The organism is Burkholderia sp. BCC0322, from assembly GCF_902833045.1.
GTDB lineage: Bacteria > Pseudomonadota > Gammaproteobacteria > Burkholderiales > Burkholderiaceae > Burkholderia.
This window is the reverse complement of the sequence record NZ_CADFDU010000002.1, coordinates 192257-212174: the sequence shown is the minus strand read 5'-3', so window position 1 is coordinate 212174 and position 19918 is coordinate 192257. Positions and strand designations below refer to the sequence as shown.

The 19918-nt window shown below is 57.4% G+C and carries 9 protein-coding genes and 8 pseudogenes; 5 read left to right on the top strand and 12 right to left on the bottom strand.

The annotated features are described in order from the left end of the window. Window positions 1–21: 21 nt before the first annotated feature. The 5 genes and pseudogenes from HWX39_RS07030 to HWX39_RS07015 form a co-directional block, all read right to left on the bottom strand. Window positions 22–603, bottom strand: a pseudogene (locus tag HWX39_RS07030) (transposase); the annotation flags it as partial. A 28-nt stretch (window positions 604–631) separates the two neighbouring features. Further along, window positions 632–739 (bottom strand): annotated as a pseudogene (locus HWX39_RS36785) (plasmid pRiA4b ORF-3 family protein); the annotation flags it as partial. A 31-nt stretch (window positions 740–770) separates the two neighbouring features. Next, entirely contained in the window at window positions 771–1139 is a 369-nt protein-coding gene (locus HWX39_RS07025) for a transposase (protein ID WP_244134939.1), read from the bottom strand. 170 nt (window positions 1140–1309) lie between these two features. After that, on the bottom strand, window positions 1310–3295 hold the full coding sequence (locus HWX39_RS07020) for a CBM35 domain-containing protein (RefSeq protein WP_175966495.1): 1986 nt from the start codon (window positions 3293–3295) through the stop codon (window positions 1310–1312). A 316-nt stretch (window positions 3296–3611) separates the two neighbouring features. Further along, window positions 3612–4772: pseudogene (locus HWX39_RS07015) on the bottom strand (IS30 family transposase). A 555-nt stretch (window positions 4773–5327) separates the two neighbouring features. On the opposite strand from HWX39_RS07015, the gene HWX39_RS07010 reads away from it, so the two are divergent. Continuing rightward, window positions 5328–5642 (top strand): hypothetical protein, encoded by a 315-nt coding sequence (locus HWX39_RS07010; protein ID WP_175966492.1) that lies wholly within the window; start codon window positions 5328–5330, stop codon window positions 5640–5642. 125 nt (window positions 5643–5767) lie between these two features. On the opposite strand, the pseudogene HWX39_RS07005 reads toward HWX39_RS07010, so the two are convergent. Further along, window positions 5768–5908, bottom strand: a pseudogene (locus HWX39_RS07005) (integrase core domain-containing protein); the annotation flags it as partial. Window positions 5909–6014: 106 nt separating this feature from the next. On the opposite strand from HWX39_RS07005, the pseudogene HWX39_RS07000 reads away from it, so the two are divergent. Then, a pseudogene (locus HWX39_RS07000) lies at window positions 6015–6964 on the top strand (IS481 family transposase). Between the two features lie 11 nt (window positions 6965–6975). Here HWX39_RS07000 and HWX39_RS06995 read toward each other — a convergent pair. The 6 genes and pseudogenes from HWX39_RS06995 to HWX39_RS06970 all read right to left on the bottom strand — a co-directional run. After that, window positions 6976–7117 (bottom strand): annotated as a pseudogene (locus HWX39_RS06995) (IS3 family transposase); the annotation flags it as partial. 456 nt (window positions 7118–7573) lie between these two features. Further along, window positions 7574–8201: pseudogene (locus HWX39_RS06990) on the bottom strand (IS3-like element ISBcen15 family transposase); the annotation flags it as partial. Between the two features lie 244 nt (window positions 8202–8445). Continuing rightward, window positions 8446–8793: a transposase gene (locus tag HWX39_RS06985; protein ID WP_175966490.1), complete on the bottom strand. Its 348-nt coding sequence runs from the start codon at window positions 8791–8793 to the stop codon at window positions 8446–8448. Between the two features lie 20 nt (window positions 8794–8813). Then, complete coding sequence (locus HWX39_RS06980; RefSeq protein ID WP_175966488.1) at window positions 8814–9461, bottom strand: transposase; 648 nt, start codon at window positions 9459–9461, stop codon at window positions 8814–8816. Window positions 9462–9500: 39 nt separating this feature from the next. After that, window positions 9501–10001 (bottom strand): annotated as a pseudogene (locus HWX39_RS06975) (transposase); the annotation flags it as partial. A gap of 193 nt (window positions 10002–10194) precedes the next feature. Further along, the gene (locus HWX39_RS06970) at window positions 10195–12120 is read right to left on the bottom strand and encodes a hypothetical protein (protein WP_175966486.1); all 1926 of its coding nucleotides are present in this window, start codon (window positions 12118–12120) and stop codon (window positions 10195–10197) included. A gap of 1880 nt (window positions 12121–14000) precedes the next feature. On the opposite strand from HWX39_RS06970, the gene tssF reads away from it, so the two are divergent. The 3 genes from tssF to HWX39_RS06955 all read left to right on the top strand — a co-directional run bounded on the left by tssF (window position 14001) and on the right by HWX39_RS06955 (window position 19895). Further along, complete coding sequence (gene tssF / locus HWX39_RS06965) at window positions 14001–15881, top strand: type VI secretion system baseplate subunit TssF (protein ID WP_175966484.1); 1881 nt, start codon at window positions 14001–14003, stop codon at window positions 15879–15881. A gap of 145 nt (window positions 15882–16026) precedes the next feature. After that, the gene (gene tssI, locus HWX39_RS06960; RefSeq protein WP_175966471.1) at window positions 16027–19026 is read left to right on the top strand and encodes a type VI secretion system tip protein TssI/VgrG; all 3000 of its coding nucleotides are present in this window, start codon (window positions 16027–16029) and stop codon (window positions 19024–19026) included. After that, the gene (locus HWX39_RS06955) at window positions 19026–19895 is read left to right on the top strand and encodes an ankyrin repeat domain-containing protein (protein WP_175966469.1); all 870 of its coding nucleotides are present in this window, start codon (window positions 19026–19028) and stop codon (window positions 19893–19895) included. The genes tssI and HWX39_RS06955 overlap by 1 nt, the downstream gene beginning before the upstream one ends. Window positions 19896–19918 lie beyond the last annotated feature (23 nt).

Genomic DNA, 19918 nt, shown 5'->3' with positions numbered 1-19918 from the left:
GGGGGGGCCCTATGTCTTTCGTCAAGCGTTAGGGGCTGACTTGGGTTGGTAAATGGTGCCGTCGCGCAACATGGCGAACAGGACGTCGCAGCGTCGCCGTGCCAGCGCGATGAGCGCTTGGTTGTGGCGCTTGCCCTGCTGGATTTTGCGCGCGTAGTAAGCCCGCGAGACAGGATCTCGCAATGCCGCGAAGGCGGATAGGAACAAGGCGCGCTTGAGCACCTTGTTGCCGCGTCTGGATGTATGTTCGTCACGGATCGACGAGCCTGAGCGCCGGGTGACCGGCGCGAGGCCAGCATAGGCCGCCAGATGAGCAGCCGAGGCGAAGGCTTTATGGGCGACTTCGGTCAGGAGTCTGGCGGCGGTCCTGACGCCGACTCCCGGCATGCTGGTCAGGACCGGCCAAAGAGGGGGAGCATGCACCAGCCGCTCAACTTCGGCGGCGATTTCGTCACGCTGCTTGCGCAAGGTGGCGAGTTGCTGGGCCAAGCGGGGCATGACGATGGTGGCAGCCTGCGTGCCGGGTACGATCACGGCTTGCTCGCTCAGCGCTTGAACGATTTCGGCCGCTAAGTTCTTGCCCATGCGGGGCGCGAGCTGTAAGCGCGTCACCAGCACCGTCGTGACGGAGTTATCGATTACCCCATCGATTGGTCGCGAGTCGCATCAACGCGGCGTTGGCAGCACGCAAATCGAATAGTTCCGGGCCGAATTCTGGGCCGACCCATTGACGATAGTTACTGACACGTTCATCAAATAGTGCGTGATATTCAAGCGGCGTAACGGACATGTTTCTCGTTGAACAGGTTACGAATCACGTTAGGTTCCTTCTGCCGACGATGCAGATGGCTCCGGACGTTGCGGATCATGTCCGCTTTGTTGGTCGGACGGCTCTTGCCGAGCGCGTTGGTTTTCACGTCCTGATTCAGCAATTCATCCGGGTTCAACTCGGGACAGTAGCTTGGCAGCCGGATCAGGCGCAGGCGATCGGCGTGCTCGGCGACGAACTGCTTGATAGCAACAGACCGGCGAACCGGATGACCATCAACGATCAGGTAGATCTTCCGGGTAGCCTGCTTGAACAGGCGCTTCAGGAATTCGATGAACGTCGCGTTCTTGAACGTGCCCTCGAAGACCATGAAGTGTAGAAGTCGCGACCCGATCTGACAGTTACCCGTTTTGAAGGTGCCTGACTGTCCCGGTCCGTAAAGCACAGCGTCCTGTTGACCGACATACCCGCTTGTGATGCGAAGAGATATTCGTCGCGTCGGCAATGGGATGGCAAGTCCACTGCCGACGGTACCCCGGATTACTGCAATACGGGCGCGCTGATGCCATCGACATTCGGCGCCCAGCCGGAGGGGTTCGAAATCTTCAGCGTGTTCTGAGCACCGGCGTTGAACGTGCCGGTAACCTGCATCGAATCCGTCGTCGTAAAGCTTCCCGTCGGCGGAAACGAAACCGTAATCGGTGCTGCACCGTTGAAGCTGACCTGAGCGGCTCGAGCAGCGGCATTGCCGTTGGTATAAAGTATCTGCACCGTGTACGTGCCGGACTTCGGCACGGAAATTCCATTGAACGTCAACGTCCCGCCGTTGCCGATATAGCCGACACTCTTCCCGCCCGAGCAGCCGGGGCACGTGCCGCTCTTCGCACCACCGCTTACCGTATTGGCTGATGCTTCGGCTTCGTATGCCACCGTCGGTTTCATGTAGCGGACGGGTCCGGCGACAGTGGCAATCGAATCGATGTCGGGCGCCGACGTACCGCTGTCGAGACTCGACAGCACGATGGTGTTCGCTGACGACGCTGTGAGTGGAGCATATACTGTGACGGTTCCGATGGTGCCGTCATTACCCGAGGGCGGGAATTTCACGAGCGTGGCGGGTCCACCGTTAACGCTCAGGTTTGCCTTGGCAAACCGACTACCAGTGTTTTGATATGCGATCCGCACATAGCCACCATAGGTTCCGGACGTAACGTTCCCGAAGTTGATGCTACCGAGACTGGACACAATGTTTCCGGACGAGCACTTGCTGCATGGCTTCCACGTCGAGGTACCGGAGAGCTGATTTGGCGCGTACGAGACTGCCGGACCGTCCGCGCCGCTGATCGTTAGCATGACCACGCCGTGCGACGGCACAACGGGGGCGCTATAAGATCCGCTGAAGGTGCCCAGATCGTTACGTGCCCAGAGATCACGAACCGTTGCCGGAGATGACGCATCCAGCCCCAACTGTGCCCACGTCACTGTCATGGGAGCGTCGGCAGCGGCATTGTTGAAAAGCACTACTGCGCGTCGTCCGGCTCCCATCAGCGGCTTAGCGATCACCTCTAGGTCTGTCAGAGCGTGGTTGACAATCACGCCTTGAAGCCCCAGTCCGTCCTGATCCACTGCGATCACTTCGGGATTCGTGATTATGCTCAGCGTCTCGCTGCTGAGCGGTGCGGACGTCGAGAACGCATTGCCGAGGATCAGCGGCGCACCTGATATAGCCCACAGACTGAAATGCGTGCGATCCTCGATCGCCGTCATCCCGGATGCAATCATCATCATGTCCGGGTCGTTATACGAACCGGTATGCTGCGCTTCAGGGAAGAGGTTAGGCTTGAAGTTGTTGGCGATAACACTTGCATAATTTGCCGTGATGGGGCCGCTGGCCGGTACGGTCACGATATCGCCGGTCATACGCCACATATCGGCGACGTTACCCCAGTAGTAACCGCGGTCCGCACCACCGTCGGGTCCGCCACTGTGAGGGTTGATGCTGAACACAATACGCTTTCCGACTTTGTCTCCTGCGGCATCCAAGGCGTCACGCATTGTCTGAAAGTAGGGAGCTTGATCGGCCGCAGTGGTCGCCTTGTTTGGCCAGCACCAGTCGTATTTCAGGAAATCGACGCCCCAGATTGCAAAGGTATTCGCATCCTGAACCTCATGACCGAGACTCCCCGTTACGCCCGGGTAGTTCCGGCCTGGATTGCTCTCGGCACATGTCTTCGGTCCAGGTGAACCGTAAATCCCGAACTTCATCCCCTTCGAATGAATATAGTTTCCGAGCGCCAGCATGCCACTCGGAAACGACGTCGGATTCGCGACCAGATTTCCTTGGGCATCCCGGGCCAGCGCAGCCCAGCAATCATCGACATTCACGTTCTGATATCCAGCCGCCTCCAACCCACTGCCTTCCATGTAATCCGCAGCCGCCCGAATCTTGCCTTCGTCGATGCGGCAACCATAGGCGTTCCAACTCGCCCATCCCATGGCGGGTGGCGCGACCGGAATCTGCTTCATTATGTTCTGGTTTGCCGGGGCTGACGGTGTCGCCGGAGCACCATTTCCAGTTGGTCTATTATTCGAAGTGCCATCGACGAGAGCCTGCAGTGAAGCAGCGGTCGAGCTTATGTCTTCCCCCCCACATCCAGCAATGCTCGCGGCGATCACGCACAGGGAAATACGCAGTAATGCGTACGATTTATTTTTCTTCATTGTTTTGAGTCTCCACGTTTTTAGTTAGAATAACGACATTCTTTGGCAGACTAACCGTGGGAGTCCGTTGATGTCAAAAGTTCCAATGACTTTCCAGTTTTTGGGAATTTTCCCTGCGGATTCAACCCGTCGATGCAACGAATTGATGAAATCGCTCAGCCGGTGTATCGAAGTTTAGAGTCTCTCGCGGACGCTCGTTGAGCCGTCTGGCTACTGCGTTGAGCTTGGCTTGCGAATAGGCCGAGAGGTCGATCCCCTTGGGGAAATACTGTCTGAGAAGTCCATTTGTGTTCTCGTTCGAACCCCGTTTCCAAGGGCTCTGCGGATCACAAAAGTAGACCTTGATGTCGGTGGCCACGGTGAAGCGCGTGTGATCGGCCATCTCTTTGCCCCGGTCCCAGGTCAGTGATTTGTAGAGTTCCTGAGGAAGCTTGCCGGCGTGCCGAATCAACGCATTGATGACCGTTTCCGTATCCTTGCTGCCGACCTTGACTAGCATCACGAAGCGGCTCTGACGCTCGACGAGCGTGGCAATCTGACTGTTCGCGCTGCCGAACAGCAAATCGCCTTCCCAGTGGCCCGGTATCGCGCGATCGTCAACCGTCGCGGGGCGCTCACTAATCGGGACAGTGTCGCAAATTCTGCCGTGGTCATCCGTCTTCATTGTGTGATGACGCGAACGGCGCATGGCTCGTGAGCGCCGTAAATGCTCGAGCAATTCCTTTTAGAGCGCACCACGAGCTTGTATGTAGAGGCTGCGGTATATGGTCTCGTGCGACACCTGATAGTCCCTGTTGACCGCGTACACGTGCTTAAGCCAACCGGCGATCTGCTCGGGCGACCACTGCAGTTGGAGCTTGCTTGCCACGACCTGGGCAAGTTCCCGGTTCCTGACGAGCTTACAGATTTGTGGGCGACGGGCGCGTTCCCAAGCAAGTTCGTCAGCATTGTTCGCCCGATAGCTCGGCATACCTCCGTTCCGCTTGAGCTCGCGGCTAATGGTGGACGGAGCACGTCCGAGTTGATTCGCAATTGCGCGAATCGAATCGCCAGCAATCACCGAGCGCGAGATCTCCTCCCGCTCGGCAAGGGTCAGTGCCAATCTCGAACGGTGCCGTTGCTTGGGCTGTATGCCGCCCGTTTCGGCCAGAATCCGATGTACCGAGGAATGGTTCCGATCAAACAACTGAGCGATCTGCTGCAGCGACTCGCCCGTGCGCCAACGCTCCCACATTAACGCCTTCTGGGTGTCTGTATAGTAGATCCGCCGTCTCTGTTTCATGACAACACTCCTTGCTGCTATGCAGCCTCAAGTGTGTTGCATCGACGGGTTGAATCCGCAGTGAAGACACGCCGTAGTCGCCTTTTAGTCCGGCGACCAGCTTCTTCAACCACGCATTCTCTTCCATCAGTTGCTTATGTTTCCCTCGCGCTCAAAAGCAAGTATAGAAACCGTCGTGCCGCAAGGTAACGGATGAGTCGGTTCGTCGTCGTTCTCGACGGGTGTTTCGGACGTCTAGGATCACTGCGTGTTGGACGATAACTTCGCGGAACCTGTAGGCAACATCCAGTGCGAGAAAGCCCCTGACCAAAATCTACCGGCCCGCGCAACCCGGATCTTCGACCTATATGTCACCCCCCCATATCGGTAGTCATGCAGGTCCACGCGCCACCGCGCTGCTCGAGTTGAGTCACGTATGGCAAGCAGTGCGCTTCGCCATGCTTGCGGTGCAATTCGTTAAAGAATGGCAAATCGATCTATTTCGTGACGAGCCTTCATCAACTGGGCGTGCGGATACAGTATCGTGACTGACCTTAAATCTTCTTGCGTGTTGCCATGGACGATGAGTTCGAGCCTTCTGTGCCACTCGATATCTGGCTACTTCGAATAGCTGTCGTCGAGGTCGTCGCCCTAATTCTCGGGTGTACATACGCATTGGCGATGATCGATGATTACGCGAGCTTGACGCTTGTCATGAACATGGTGGTTGGCGCAGCAGGATTTTCGATTGCATCTGCAACGGTCGGTTCAATCAAATGGATTTTGATTCGTAGTCCTAGTACATATACACTATACGCTGCATTGATATTGCATTTTGTGATTATAGGTGCTGGCGTGGTTACCATGCTAAGTAATCAAGGAATCCAGTGATTGCCTATCCCGCGGAATTATTTGGGCAAGACATTTTCAGGTCAGATGGTGGTTAGGTGCGTACTGGCGCACAGGTGATCTGCTATAGGAGTCCTGGACAGAGCTGAGCGTTAGTGTCCGGTGTTTCAGGAATTTTTGGTCGTAGGCCGAAGGCTGTATTGCCGGGCGAATTCGCGCGGTGTCAAATCCTTGGGCGCCATGTGCGGTCGAGCCTCATTGTGGTCTCGGCGCCATGCCTCAATCTCGCGTTTGGCCTCTGCCAACGACGCCGACTAGTTGTGAAGCTTCAATAGGTTGTATCGATGGTTCCTCCGGACTGAGTCTGGGAGACTGGAAGTCGCCAAACACCCAACCTTCCAGGAACCCAGCCGGATGAACACCCATAAGAATGCCCGACTCACTTTCGCACGTCGACTTGAGATGGTTCAGGAGATCACCGAATTCGGTTCAAGCGTGCCGCAGGCCGCAGCCGATCATGGCGTGACAGCGCCGACCGTGCGCAAATGGCTGGAGCGCTATCTGGCCGGTGGTGCAGCAGCGCTGGCTGACGCCTCGTCGCGTCCGGCGCGCTCCCCACGTTCAATCGCTCCGGCAACTGCCTTGCCGATCTGGAATTACGCCAGCAGCGCTTGCTACAGCGCCAGATCGCCCGACAGGCAGGCGTGTCTGCCTCGACTGTCAGCCGCGTGCTGGCGCGTGCCGGACTATCCCGGCTGAGCGACCTGCAACCGCGTGAACCCGTTCAGCGCTACGAACACGAGGCGCCCGGCGACTTGCTGCACATCGACATCAAGAAGCTCGGTCGAATCGCGCGTCCTAGCCATCGTGTCACCGGTAATCGGCGCGATACGGTGGACGGCGTGGGTTGGGAGTACCTGTTCGTCGCCGTAGACGACCATGCCCGGATTGCCTTCACGGCGATGCATCCCGACGAGACGAAGCGCAGTGCCGTGCAGTTCCTGCGCGACGCCGTTGCGTGGTACGCCGGGCTCGGCGTGCAGGTGCGCCGGTTACTGACCGACAACGGTTCGGCGTTCCGTTCGCACGAGTTTGCTCGGGCCTGTCAGGAACTGGGTATCCGACACAAATTTACGCGGGCGTATCGTCCGCAGACCAACGGTAAAGCTGAACGCTTCATCCAGTCGGCTTTACGTGAGTGGGCCTATGCATGGACGTACCAAAACTTGGCTCATCGCATTGAAGCCTTGGCGAGTTGGCAGCATCACTACAACTGGCATCGGGCTCATAGCGCCATCGGCGGCATTGCGCCGATGGCGAGACTTCCCGCGTCGAGAAACAACCTCTTGACGCTTCACAACTAGTGCAGGTTTTAGCACTCGTCGAAAAATGACCCCTCGAATGTATCGATGAAGTTGCTATCCGGAGGGGTGCCGGGACGGCTGAAGTAAATCGGCATCTTGTAGTGTCCACACATCCAGCAGGCGACCCGAGAATTCGCTGGCGTCATCGGCAAACGGGGGGGGCGGGGTAGCCGTGCCGCTGTTAGTTGACATCTAGATGAAATCGCTAGTGATGAAGCACGGAAGCCATGCCAAATAATCTATGGCATAATATTAAGTATATTTATTTTGCAATGCATATCATTTATTAATTAATAATTTCGCGTGCAAATTGACAAACAACGAAAAACTTCGGATGTAACGACGATCTTTCATGTAAAGTGAAAATGCGATGCACGCCCCCGATGCACGCGCCCTCAGGTGAGTCGAATAGACTCCGCTGGGTTGCCGGCGCCGGCGTGGCGCCGGCCTTTTTATTAAAAATTTCATAATAAGTGTTAATTTGTTTTACATAATAAAAAAGATTTTATTGGGTGCGTTGGATTTTTGAAATAATACAGAAATTACTGTGTTTCAAGAACTCTTGATTAACTTAATAGGATTGAGGCTAGCCCAATTTCCGTCCCGGTCTTAGTTGGAAAATTCCGGCTCTTCGGGGCGGGCCAATCGGCCCGATCGGTGCACTGGCGGGCGAATTCCGCCGGTGTCATCCACTGCAGCGCAGAGTGAGGACGCGCCTCGTTATAGTACTCGCGCCAGACTTCGATTTTGCGTCTGGCATCTTCCAGCGACAAGAACCAATGTGCGTGAGGCATTCCTCCCGAAAGCGTCCGTTGAATGATTCATTCTTCGCGTTGTCGGTCGGCTTGCCAGGACGCGAGAAGTCGATCTCCACGCCATTCTCGTACGCCCATTTGTCGAGCGCCTTCGAAATGAATTCGCTGCCATTGTCTGCCTTGATATAGCGGGGAAGCGGACGATGCTGCGCAAGCCGGGTCAGCGCGGCGACAACGTGCTCGCCACGCAATGAGCCGTCGACCTCTATGGCTAGGCATTCCCGCGTGTAGTTGTCCACGAGCGTGAGCGTGCGCAAGCGTCGACCATCAAACAGCGCATCGGCGACGAAGTCCATACTCCAGATTTCGTTGATTGCGCTCACTGACTGCTTTGGCTGCCTGCGCCGAGCCGACTTGTTCCGTCGAGGTCGTTTGTGGCGCAACGAAAGCCCGAGTTCCCGATACACGCGTTCGACTCGTTTATCGTCTAATTGCTGTCAATAGATCATCCTCCTGGAAAGGGTTCAGACCAGCCGTTTCCTTGTCGTCTTCGTGGTCGTGTTCACGCCACAACATGCCGTCAGAGAGTCGCTACAACGTTCCGATGTGATTGCCGCGGTTTTCCCGCAAAGCGCGTCAAGGAATCCTTGAGGCGACGTAATCAGCCTGGATGAACCGGTACCGCAGTTGTTGCAGGTAAAGCGACTTGCGATGGCGAGCGTGTGGCTATCCCGGGATGAACTCCTCGCCGCTTCTCCACATTGAGAGCAGCAGCGTCGAGAGCTTGCGAGCGGTTGCAACCAGTGCTTTGCGCAAGCCAATCCGGGGAATCAGTGCCTGCGCCCAACGTCGGAGTGCGCAGCCGCGCTTATGACGCAGGAGCAAAGCCGACGCCGCCTCGAACAGCATGTGTCTGGTCAGCCGGCAGCCGGTCTTGGATATTCCACCGTTATGATCGACGTCCCCTGATTGGTACTTCCTTGGCGTTAGACCAAGATACGGACCAATATCGCCGACACGGCGGAATCGATCCGGATTGTCGACAGCAGCAGCGAATGCCACTGCTGTCTTCACGCCGACACCGGGGACCGTCATCAGACGACGACACACACATCGCTGGCGCGCGCAATCCGCTCAAGCGCCTTATCGGTCTCATGGACTTGCCTGTCTATATGCCTCCAACTGTCGATCAGGATGTCGACTACGCCACGGATTAGCGATGTCGATGGCGTATGTTGCTCGACGAGTTTCTCGAATGCGCTGCGCGTACCAGGAGGCAGCACAACACCAAAGGTTTTGAGCACCCCGCAGATCTGGTTGTACAGGCCGGTACGCATACTGACCAATTGACTGCGCGCTCCAAGAAGCAGCCGGACTTCGTGGCTCGCGATACTTTTGACTTCGACGGCACGATACCAGCCACTGCGCGTGAGTTGAGCAATGCCGCGCGCATCATTGCTGTCAGTCTTGTTCAGTTGCGTCGCGAGCGCTGCGTGCACGTGGCGGGCATGAATGCAATCAACAGGAACACGTCGATTTCGCAGTGCGTGATAGAACCATACTGCGAGAGGGCCAGTTTCCATTCCGACGCGCCGGACCTCGGGGGCTTGCTGTCGGATGATGCTATCAATAGCCTGCGGATCCGATGCTACTGTTCCGCGCCAGACGGGATTACCGTCCCCATCGATTACGCAAACCGCCGTTGACTTCTGCGATACATCGAGACCCACATACGTTTCCATGGCAGCCTCCGTCGTTAGCCGGAGACGCAATTACAGCATGTGGTTGTCTCGCCAGCCTTCCCGGCGACGCATCACGTATGCGCGGGGTGCGCCGTAATGCACCCGCACTTCCGTGATCTCCTTGATGCGCATCTCCAGCGCGCTTTGATCCCGCGCGACCGACTCGTAACGGTAGACTGTGCGGGACAGTTGCAACAACGCGCAGGTCTGCCGCTGGCTTGCGCCGAAACGCTGCATCAAGTCCGTGACAAGCTCACGGCGCCGAGAAGGCTTCAGAGCTTTTTTTGACAGCACGTCCTGCAGCATGGCCTTGTCCAGCGACAAATCTGCTACGAGCCGCTTGAGCTTCGCGTTCTCTTCTTCAAGCTGCTTCAGCCGGCGCAGCTCCGATGGCGACAGCCCGCCGTACTTCGTGCGCCAGTTGTAAAACGTCGCGTCGCTGATCCCCATCTTGCGGCAGACCTCCGCGACAGGCGTGCCCAACTCGGCCTGCTTCAACGCGTATGCGATCTGCTCTTCGGTGAACTTGCTCTTCTTCACGGCATGACCTCCAAGTCTCGATGACATCGATATGCCGGAATTTTCCACTTCCAAGTGGGACAGTTTTGTGGGCTAGGGTCACTTTCGACTACATAAGCTCCCATTTCTTTGCATTAATGTCATATAGCCGGGGGCGATCGCAATGGCATGCGATCGCCTCGTTTTTCGCGTTACTGGCCGCTCGCTCGTACAGCTAGCGGGACATCGACGGAATGGAACTGGTGGTTGCCTTAGCGTAGAAGCCAACTAGCGTGTCGTGCATCTGTTGACGGCTGGCGTCGTCGGCATAGGCCATGTGGCCTCCCGGGTACAACACCCGCGTGTAGCTAGATTGCATCTGCGACGCTGGGATCTGGCCGCCCTTGGGATCTGAGACGTATTGCATGTCCCAGTCGACGAGCGCGGCCGGCACCACGCCGTCGTAGTATCCGGCGGCGGTCATCACCTGCATTTTCGGATTGATTGCCATTTCATCCGCAATGAAGATGGTCGCGTCGGGGAAGGACAACTGGCTTCCGTCCGGATAGCTGGTAGTGTGATTCCACGTGCCATTGGTAGCCGCATTCATCCCCTGATATCCGGAAGCGGTCTGGTATTTGAGCGTGTTATAAACATACGACGTAAAGATCGGCGTGTAGGCGGACAAATCGTCGAGGGATGGATCGTATGTTAGGTAATTATCGATCGACTTCTGAATATTGGTTCCTGCCAAAGCCTTGCGCAGATCGTATGCGCCGAGTGTTTTCCCTTGAACGAACGATTTGTCGAAACCCATTGGAATCTGCGGCCCGATGCCTTCATTGGCGAAATAGAAGGTGTCGGCAATGACCGTCGGATTGGACGGAGTCGATTGCGCCTGGGTATTGAAAAAGTACGGACTGCCGCTTGCATCCGCGTACAGGAGATTGCCGAACAGCGCGTTGAGCTGCGGCGCGATGGCTTGTGCCTGGGTGGCCGCACCGGTCGACGAGCGCCACGACGAGTCGGGCAGCCCGGTAGTCGCATTCAGCGGATCCGCGAGCTTGACGAGCGTATTGAACGAGAAATCCTCCGATTTTTGAAAGAGGTCGGACAGGCTGAGACCTGACAGCATCGGGTCGGTAATGGCCCCCCAGTATTTGGCCGCCATCGTGATGGTCGGGCCGATCAGCGATGGAACCGGATAACGGCGGCTCGGATGAACGGAGCCGTCGCTGTACATGTTGATGCGCTGTTCGTATTCGTTGAGGGCCGGCGCCTGCATGATCAGGCCGCTCAGCTTGATCCCGTAGGTGTCGTGCAGCGTGTACGACATGATCCCGACCCGCGGCCCACCGTACGACTCGCCGTAGATCATCAGCGGCGACTGTCCGCGATTGTTGATGTTCAGGTAGCGGTAGATCAGCCCTGCATTGACCAGTTCATCCGCATCGACGCCCCAGAAATCCTTGTTCTGCTTCGGCGCGATCGCTTCCGAATAGCCCGTTCCCGGCGGGTCGACGAACACGATATCGGTCTTGTCGAGCAGCGTCTGCGGGTTCTCTCCGAGCGTGACGTCATTGGGACCGGAGACGGTCGAGCCCTGTTCGGAAAATACCCGCATCGGCCCGTAGGAGCCCATGTGCAGAAAGTTCGATGACGAACCGGGCCCGCCATTGAAGAAGAAGGTGACAGGGCGCTTGGTGACGTCCGCGCCGTCCAGCGTATACGCCGTATAGAAGAGCGACGCCGTCGGCGCGTTGGTATTGGGATCCCGCACGGTCAGGTGGCCCGCCGTCGCCGTATAGGTAAGGGGTTTGCCGTTGAGCGTAATGCGGTGGTGGGTCACGGCCGCTGCTTCTGTCGCGGACGGCAGTGATCCGGTTGCGGTTGTGTCGTAGACAGTGTTGTCGACGCAGGGCTGGTCTGCGGCCAATGGCGGAAGCGACGGCGATGCCGGTGTGGTAGCAGACGTGGTTTGAGATGAAAGCGGAGCCGGCACCGCAGCAACAGGCATTGCAGCAGGCGTTGCAGCCGCCGGGCCGTCATCGCCACCGCAGGCGGATACTAGGCAGGCGGCGAGGATGGCCGCCCCGAGATAGCCGGCCTTGATCGACGGTAGCCGACAGCCGAAATGATTCGAATCAGGTGAATACGACATTTTTACCCCTTCTGTTTGAATATAAAAATGACGACCTCATGCATTTGGCAACCTCCTGTTTGCCAATATTGATGGATTAAGTAGATGCAGCCAGGATGATGTGCTTGCATGAACATCATTCAATTAATACATTAATTAAATGATGTTTTGGTTTTGCTTTCACCTTTTTGGTGGTGGCGTTTCAAATTTACGTCACGAAGCATTGCGACGCAAGAGATTTGTCGAAAGCAAAAATTTGATACGCTAATTATAAGCGCGGATTAGTTCAATGGCATTTTCAATTGCAGCGGACGCTTTTGATTATTTGATGCAGAGAGATATTCGACGAGCGTATCAGACGGAAGACCCAGTGAGGGGCAGCCGTAATGTGCGACGCGTCGATGAGATCCTGGCGTGCGTGCGGCAGACCGTTGCCTATCGACTGAGATTGTGCCTTCTGGTGAAATTGGCGCCGAACTCGACCTGCAGTGGAGCACGAGACGATGCGCCGCTGGGCCATGAGGCTGTTGCCGAAACTGGAAGAGATTCTTGGCCGTTTAAGCAACTGGTCGGGAAAAGCCGGCCGATAGACGAGATGTACATCGAGTCCGGCAAGCGGTGGTGTATCTGTAATGGGCACTCGACAAGGGCGGCATCACCGTCGACCTCGTGCTGAAGTCCCATTGTGACAAGGCCGCGACCCAGAGGCATGTTGAAAAGGCGATCGGCCCGAATGCCGGGCCGGAGAAGATGACGGTCGACTAGAACGTGTGGACCGGTCGCGCTGCAGACGATCTAGCGGCGCACCAACTATTGATATTGAGACAGATCCTCGAGAGCGGGCCAACCCAGAATTTCACTCATCAACTAAACAAATTAAATAATTATTATAATTGAGATTAAAATATCTGAAAATGAAGTTGATTGTAAATTAGTTACAAAGAAGAAAAAAAGTGACTCCAATGGCAATTATTCGTGTAGCGTGGCGCCAGAGTACGTTCCCTCTTCGAGGGGCATATGCTCCCGGTTGACTTTTGGTATTCAGATCGTGTTGATTGTTGTCGGGAATGTTAGGTGACGCTTTATTTTTAATCATTAATACATTAATTGTATATTATATTTTCTGATGTCGATGCTGCAATCAGCTGGTTCGATACCGCTCTTAAATCAAGCCCACCCAGTGTACGTACTGGCGGCGTCGGCGTACCCACCAGTTAGGACGATTGTGGTCGATCCTTCGCGGTTCGGTCCGGCACCCCGTTGTTTTTTTTCGCCATTCGATGCCTTACTAGAAATGCTTCTTTTACAGCGGCAGAAGGGGCAACCGGTTGTGGCTGTGGCACATTCCGGTTTTCTGTCCAGTCACTTCTTCTACTCACATCCATTGAGGCAGCGGCCCCTCACAATGCACGTTGCCTGGCTAGCCCACGAAGCCCGGCTCGTCACTGATTCAAACGGATTTGCCATCCGGGTAGCCCGCGAGCAAGCTGCACGATGGAGGGTTAGGTCTCGTACATTGAACGAAATGATGATCGATGCAGGCACGTGGTCATTGCTCGACCGAGCGCACGAGTGCGCTGGACTATTCGCGTGGCGCGAGACAATGCAACTCGTACGAGGATGGTTTGCGGCACCTGCTGCTTCAGAAGCCGCCCTACGACGGGCGTTGATAGCGTTGGACACGGTGGGGACGGTCGCCATCTCCGTCGACCGTGCAACCCAACTTGCAATGTACGATCCGGAAACAGGAGGGTGGCATTTCATACCGCGCAATGCGGTTGATCACTGAATCATCTTAAAGGGTGCTGAAATTCGATGCGAAAAAAATATATTCCGATGTTCAACGCATACCCAAGAGCGCGGTACTGACAGCGCCATCGGCGTAACCATTTGAAAATTGTATGGCCATCGAACCCGAGGATCTCCTACCGTATTTCGAGCGTGAATTGGCTCTGCTGCGTCGCTCGACGCGCGCATTTGCCGAGCTTTACCCAAAAATCGCAGCTCGCCTGGCGATGTCCGGCGAGCACTCGGATGACCCGCAAATCGAACGGCTGCAGCAATCGTTCGCGTTGATGTCTGCCCAGCACGATATCCGGCTCGAGGACGAAGTGCCCGAGTTTACGCACGCATTGATCGACACGATCCACGGAGCGTTCCTACGGCCGTTTCCGTCGTGCGTGATGGCCCAGTTTCGCGGCGACCGCTACGGCAAGCTGACTGCGCCGCGGCTAGTTCCACGCGGCACACAGTTGGTCGCACCGAATTCCCGGCTGGTGTTTTGCACCGCCGCCGACGTTACCTTGGTGCCGTTGATCGTCTCTGCCGTACGTTATGCGACGTCGACCGTCGCACCGACGCGAGTGCCACTGCCGCCCGACACCACGGGCATTTTGTCATTCACCCTCGAACTCACTTCGCCGTCAGTCGAGTTCACCATCGCTCCGGACATGCTGCGGCTGCATTTGGCAGGACGGAGAGAGGTCGCAGCCGCGCTCGCCGACGGCGTGCTTATTCACTCCGCGCGCGCTTTTATTGAGTTGGACGGCAACGGGCGGTGGAACCGAGTGGACATGCCGCTGACAGCCGCAGGATTCGATGATGCGGAAGCGCTGCTCCCGCCGCCTCGCGACGACACGGTTGTGCCGTTTCACCTGCTTATGGAATATGGTGCCTTTCCTGCGCGATTTGACGGCCTCGATTTGAACTTGGCTCGGTTGAAACGGTTGGCGGCTGGCGCGCGACGAATCACGGTGCATTTGGCGCTCACCGGCATCCATCCCGACTCTCGTCGCGCCCAACGACTCGCTGTAGCGTCGGCCGAGAATCTCCGATTGTTTTGCACGCCCGCGGTCAACCTGTTCTTGCGCAAAGCTGAACCAATCGAAACCAAGGCTGGGTTGGCCTATTACGCGCTGAAACCAATTTCGCTCACATCCGCGAGTACGACAGAGGTCTGGGCGGTCGATCAGGTACGGATGACGACTGCTGAGGGCGTCGTAGTTCTGCCGCCCTTCGAATCGATGCAGCACGCGCCTGGCGCAGTGCGGGATTTGTATTGGGTCGCCTTGCGAGACGAAGCCCGACGCGCGCCGAAGCCGCCCGCCGAGCCAGCTAAATCGGGGCAGGAAGCAGCACATGTTCGGGTAGCCGGAGCCAATAGCGATGCGTTGCGTGGTCTGGAGCTCGCGCTTGTGAACACGCGCGGCGAGCCTGTCGGTCCTCCCGCGCAGTGCCGACTCGACATCGTGCTGTCTTGCACGAACGGCAATCTGGCCCACATGCCGGAGAGGCAACTGGTCCTGAGCGGTGACGACTCCGTTGACGAGATCGAAATGTTGGCGAAACCAAGCGCGAGTCCCGCACCGGTTTTTCGTCGCGGTGAGCTGTGGGAATTTCTGTCATGGCTGGTTCCGCAGGCAGTACGGTTGAATGCCGATGGACTCATGAAGCTCAAGCAGCTGTGCGCCCGCTTTGGCATGTTTGCACCCGATGGCGGGCACCGATTCGACGCGCTCCTATCTCTCTCAGTTGAGCGCGTGCGGCGCTGGATGCCGGGGAAACCTGCTTCAGCGTTCGTTCAAGGGCTGGAGATCCGGCTTGTGATTGAAGAGCAGCGTTTTGCCCAATTCAGTCTCGAAGGGTTAGGGCGCGTGATGGATCGATTTTTTTCTCCGTACGTGCCAGTCACCAGCTTTGTACAGATCGTGTTGGTCTCGGGCGAGACGGGTACGGTACTGCGACGCGGTGAAGCTTGGGCAGGCAGCCAGCCACTTACTTGATGTGCCGACGTACCGGATGCTAGCAACGAAATTGCAAAGAAATCTCAGTATCTTTGTCTCGTAAGCGATTTGTCCTACAGTAGCGCGGCTTGGCACTGGTGCGCTAGTTGCGACAAGACCTCAAACGAGAACAAAGGGAATTCAAATGAGTTTCGCCCCAAATGGCGGTATTCCGGCCGGTTTCGGCGGGAATCTGTTGGGCTCGCGGAGTGCACTCGGTGGCCTTGCTGGGCCGGCTGCGTCCACGATTGCCGGTCAGATCGGCCCGCTCGCCAGCGTCGCCGGTCATCTCGACACTGTGCAACGTGCCGTTCAGCTTGCGCAGACCGGCTTCTCGCTGATGAACAAAACGCCGGCCGCGATCGCGGACGCGCTCAACAATGCGGCTGGCGGTGTTGCTCGACTGACTCAGCTAAATCGATATGTCACCGTGGACACGCCGCTCGGTTTGGACGTGTTGCTGGTCAGCACCGCGATCATCGATGAGCACGTCAATCGGTTGCCGGAGATCCACCTGGATTTGCTGTCTCACCAGCATGATCTGGCGCCCGATCAACTGATCGGCCAACCGATCAAGATCCGATTCGACCAAAGCGCACGGCAGTCCACGTTGGAGCGCATCGTCTCGTCAGGCGGGGCCGACGGTATCCGCTACTTCGACGGCTACGTCACGTCGTTCGACCGGGCCGGCACTCCGGGCAACGTGACGCAATATCAAATGACGGTGGTGCCGTGGTTCTGGTTTCTGACGCGTTCGACCGATTGCCGGATTTTCCAGAACAAGACCGCTCAGGACATTCTCACTGAGATTTTCCATGATCACGGGTTCGCCGATTTCGAATTCGACATTCGGACCGCACAGAAGCCGCTCGAATACATCGTGATGTACCAGGAGTCGTATTACAATTTCTGCGCGCGGCTGATGGAGCAGGAAGGCCTGATCTGGACGCATCGCTACGAGAAGGAAAAGCACTTCCTTGTTATCGGCGATACCAATTTCGTTTTCCGCCCGATCGACTGGCTGGCCAATTTGCCGTATGCCGCCACTGCGGCGAGCGAAGACAACGGTATCGATCAGCTGCATGAAGGGCGGCGTTTCGGCGTCGGCAAGATCGCCTTTCGCGACTTCAATTATCAGAACCCGTCGTCGCCGCTGATGCTGGCGCAGGTCGAACCGGAGAATCTCCGGCATGCGGGACTTGAGGCAACGGAGCGTTTCGAACACCAGTCGTTGTTCGACCACGGCGATGACGGTTATCGTTACGCACGCATTGCGATGCAAGCGGAAGAGGCGAGCGCGCATCGCTATACGGGCAGCGGCTATGCTTGGCGGATGACGGCTGCAGGTAGCGTGACGGTGACGAACCATCCCGTCACGGCCAACAATCAGGAATACGCGATTCTGTACGTTCGTCACGAGGCGGTGAACGACTACACGGAACACAACGCAAAACTACCGTACCGCAATACATTTTCTTTGCTCCCCAAGAAATTTCCGTATCGTTCGCCCAGAAATACCCCGAAGCCCGTCGTCCACGGCACGCAATCGGCAATTGTGGTTGGCCCAAAGGGCGAAGAAATTCATACGAACGGCAGTGCCGTAAAGGTGCACTTCCTGTGGGATCGCCGCGGCAAGTTAGACGGCTCGGATTCGATGTGGATTCGCGTGTCCCAACCGTGGGCGGGCGACGGGTGGGGGGCGGCCGCGATCCCACGAATCAACCAAGAGGTCTTGGTCGCGTTTAATCAGGGGGATCCCGACAATCCGGTCATCGTGGGGCGCGTGTACAACGGCGAGCAGGACAATCCATACCACGGCGCCGCAGGGCAGACGATGGGGATCAAGAGCCAGACGCACAAGGGGGCCGGCTCTAACGAACTGCGGTTCTCCGACGTGAACGGTGGCCAGGAAGTCTTTCTGCATGCGCAGAAGGATATGAACACGGTCATCAAGAATTCGGAAACGCATACGGTTGAAGCCGGTGCGCGCACGGTCTCGCTGCTCAAGGGCAGCGAGACGAAGCAGATCGCGCAGGGCGGGTTGAAGGAAACCATCGCGCTGACTCGTGACACCACGGCGAACGTGATCAACACGAAGGCCATCGCGAGCAAGGCCGGGCCCGGCATGCAAAGCCATCAGGCGAGCGACGGCATCGAGCATCGTGTCGGTGACGGCGTCGTGACGATGACGCCGGACAGCATCAAGCTGACGTTCGGTCCGTCAACGATCGTCATCAACGCGAACGGCATCTATCTCGACGGACCGGTCATCCATTTGAATCGCAGCAGTGCGCAGTCCGCCGAACAGGCGCTCGCCCTCGAGTGGGCGGCCGAGCAGGCAACGATCGCGAAGGGGCTGGCGAGCCCCGATCCGGCGACGCGCGCGGCGGCAGTCAAGCTGGCGAACTCGCTGAAGGCGCAACAACTGGCGAAACTCGCGGATCACGTGTATCACCCGAACGATCCGCTGCCGACCGGGTGGAAGATGGCGACCAACGATCCGGAAGCATTGAAGGCGTTCGGCCTCAAGCCGAGCGATTTCAAGAAAGGCGGTAGCAACTTCGGAGCGCAGATGTATATCCCGGATCCGAATGTCTTCGGCGACAGTATGAAGCCGACTGTTGCGTTCAAGGGGACGCAACAGCTCTTCGGAGAAGATATGAGCAACAACATGGCACAAGGGCTTGGTGCGGATGCGCCGTACTACCGCAACGCAGTTGCGATCGGCAAGAGCATCGAGACTGCGGGCGCGTCGTCTGGCGTCGATTTCACCGGGCATTCGCTCGGCGGCGCACTGGCGTCCGCTGCAGCCGAGGCCAGTGGCGGTTCGGCCGTGACCTTCAATGCAGCCGGTCTCAACCCGAAGACCGTCACGCAATACGGCGGAACCGCCCAGCCGGCCAACATCACCGCCTATCGTGTTGATGGGGATATCCTGACCGGCCTGCAAGAAGGCAGACTCGGGCCGATCAGCGCCGGTACGGCGGCGCTGATGCCGAAGGCGGTTGGAAGCCCCGTCACGCTCGAGGGTGAGAGTATGACTACGGTCGGCCGTCACCTGATGGGTGACGTGACGAACGGGATCAACCAGCAGGTCGAGAAGGATCAACTCGACCTGGTCTCCCAACTGAATTCATCTCACTGATGCGATACAAGAAAGCAATAACCGCCGGCGCGATTGCCGCACTCGTTGGAGTGTCCTCGCCGCTTTGGTGGCCCACTCAAGCCCAAGGGACGAACATGACTGGCTTCAAGCGTTACGCACCGGAAGATTTCTTTTCGGGGCAGCAACTCACGTTGGCTCAGGCCATTCATGACGGCGATCTCAGCCGGGTTCAGCAGCTCGCGCCGAAGACTGATCTGAATACGCCCGGCGCGAAGAATACGACGCTGCTGTCGTATGCAGTGCAGGAAATCGTCCCGGTCAAGAACGACGCGTCGAATCCACGGTACCAGATCATTTCCGTGCTCTTGAAGAACGGCGCGGATCCCAAGGCGCCGGTTGGCAGCAGCGGCGGATCAGTAGTCGATGTCGCATTGCGGGCCGATACGCCGAACCTCCTGCGCGTGTTGTTGAACAGCGGGCTTGATCCAAACTGGCTATACAACGGCGACACGCCGATGATCTTCGCGGTTGCAGAGAACCGGCTGCTGCCCCAGCTGAAGCTGCTGGTCGAGCACAAGGCGAACGTGAATGCTCGCGATTCGCTCGGAAAGACGGCACTCTTCGAGGCGACGATGATTCAGCAGTGGGATATCGTCGATTACCTGCTCGCGCACGGCGCGGATCCGAAGATTGCCAGCCAGCTCGGCGTGTCGTATGGGTGGGTGCTACAGAACGAGTTGAAGAACCATACGGCCGCGGACTCGCCGGCGCGGACGCGCATCGAAGAGATCCACCGCAAGATCGTCACGGCCGGCGCGCCGTGGCCGCCGCTCGATCCGAAGGCGCAACGCGCAGCGATGCGCGCGCGCGGCGAGAAGGTCGTGACACCGGCCGGCCAGACGGATTGAACGCACGTGCGACCGTTGAAGTG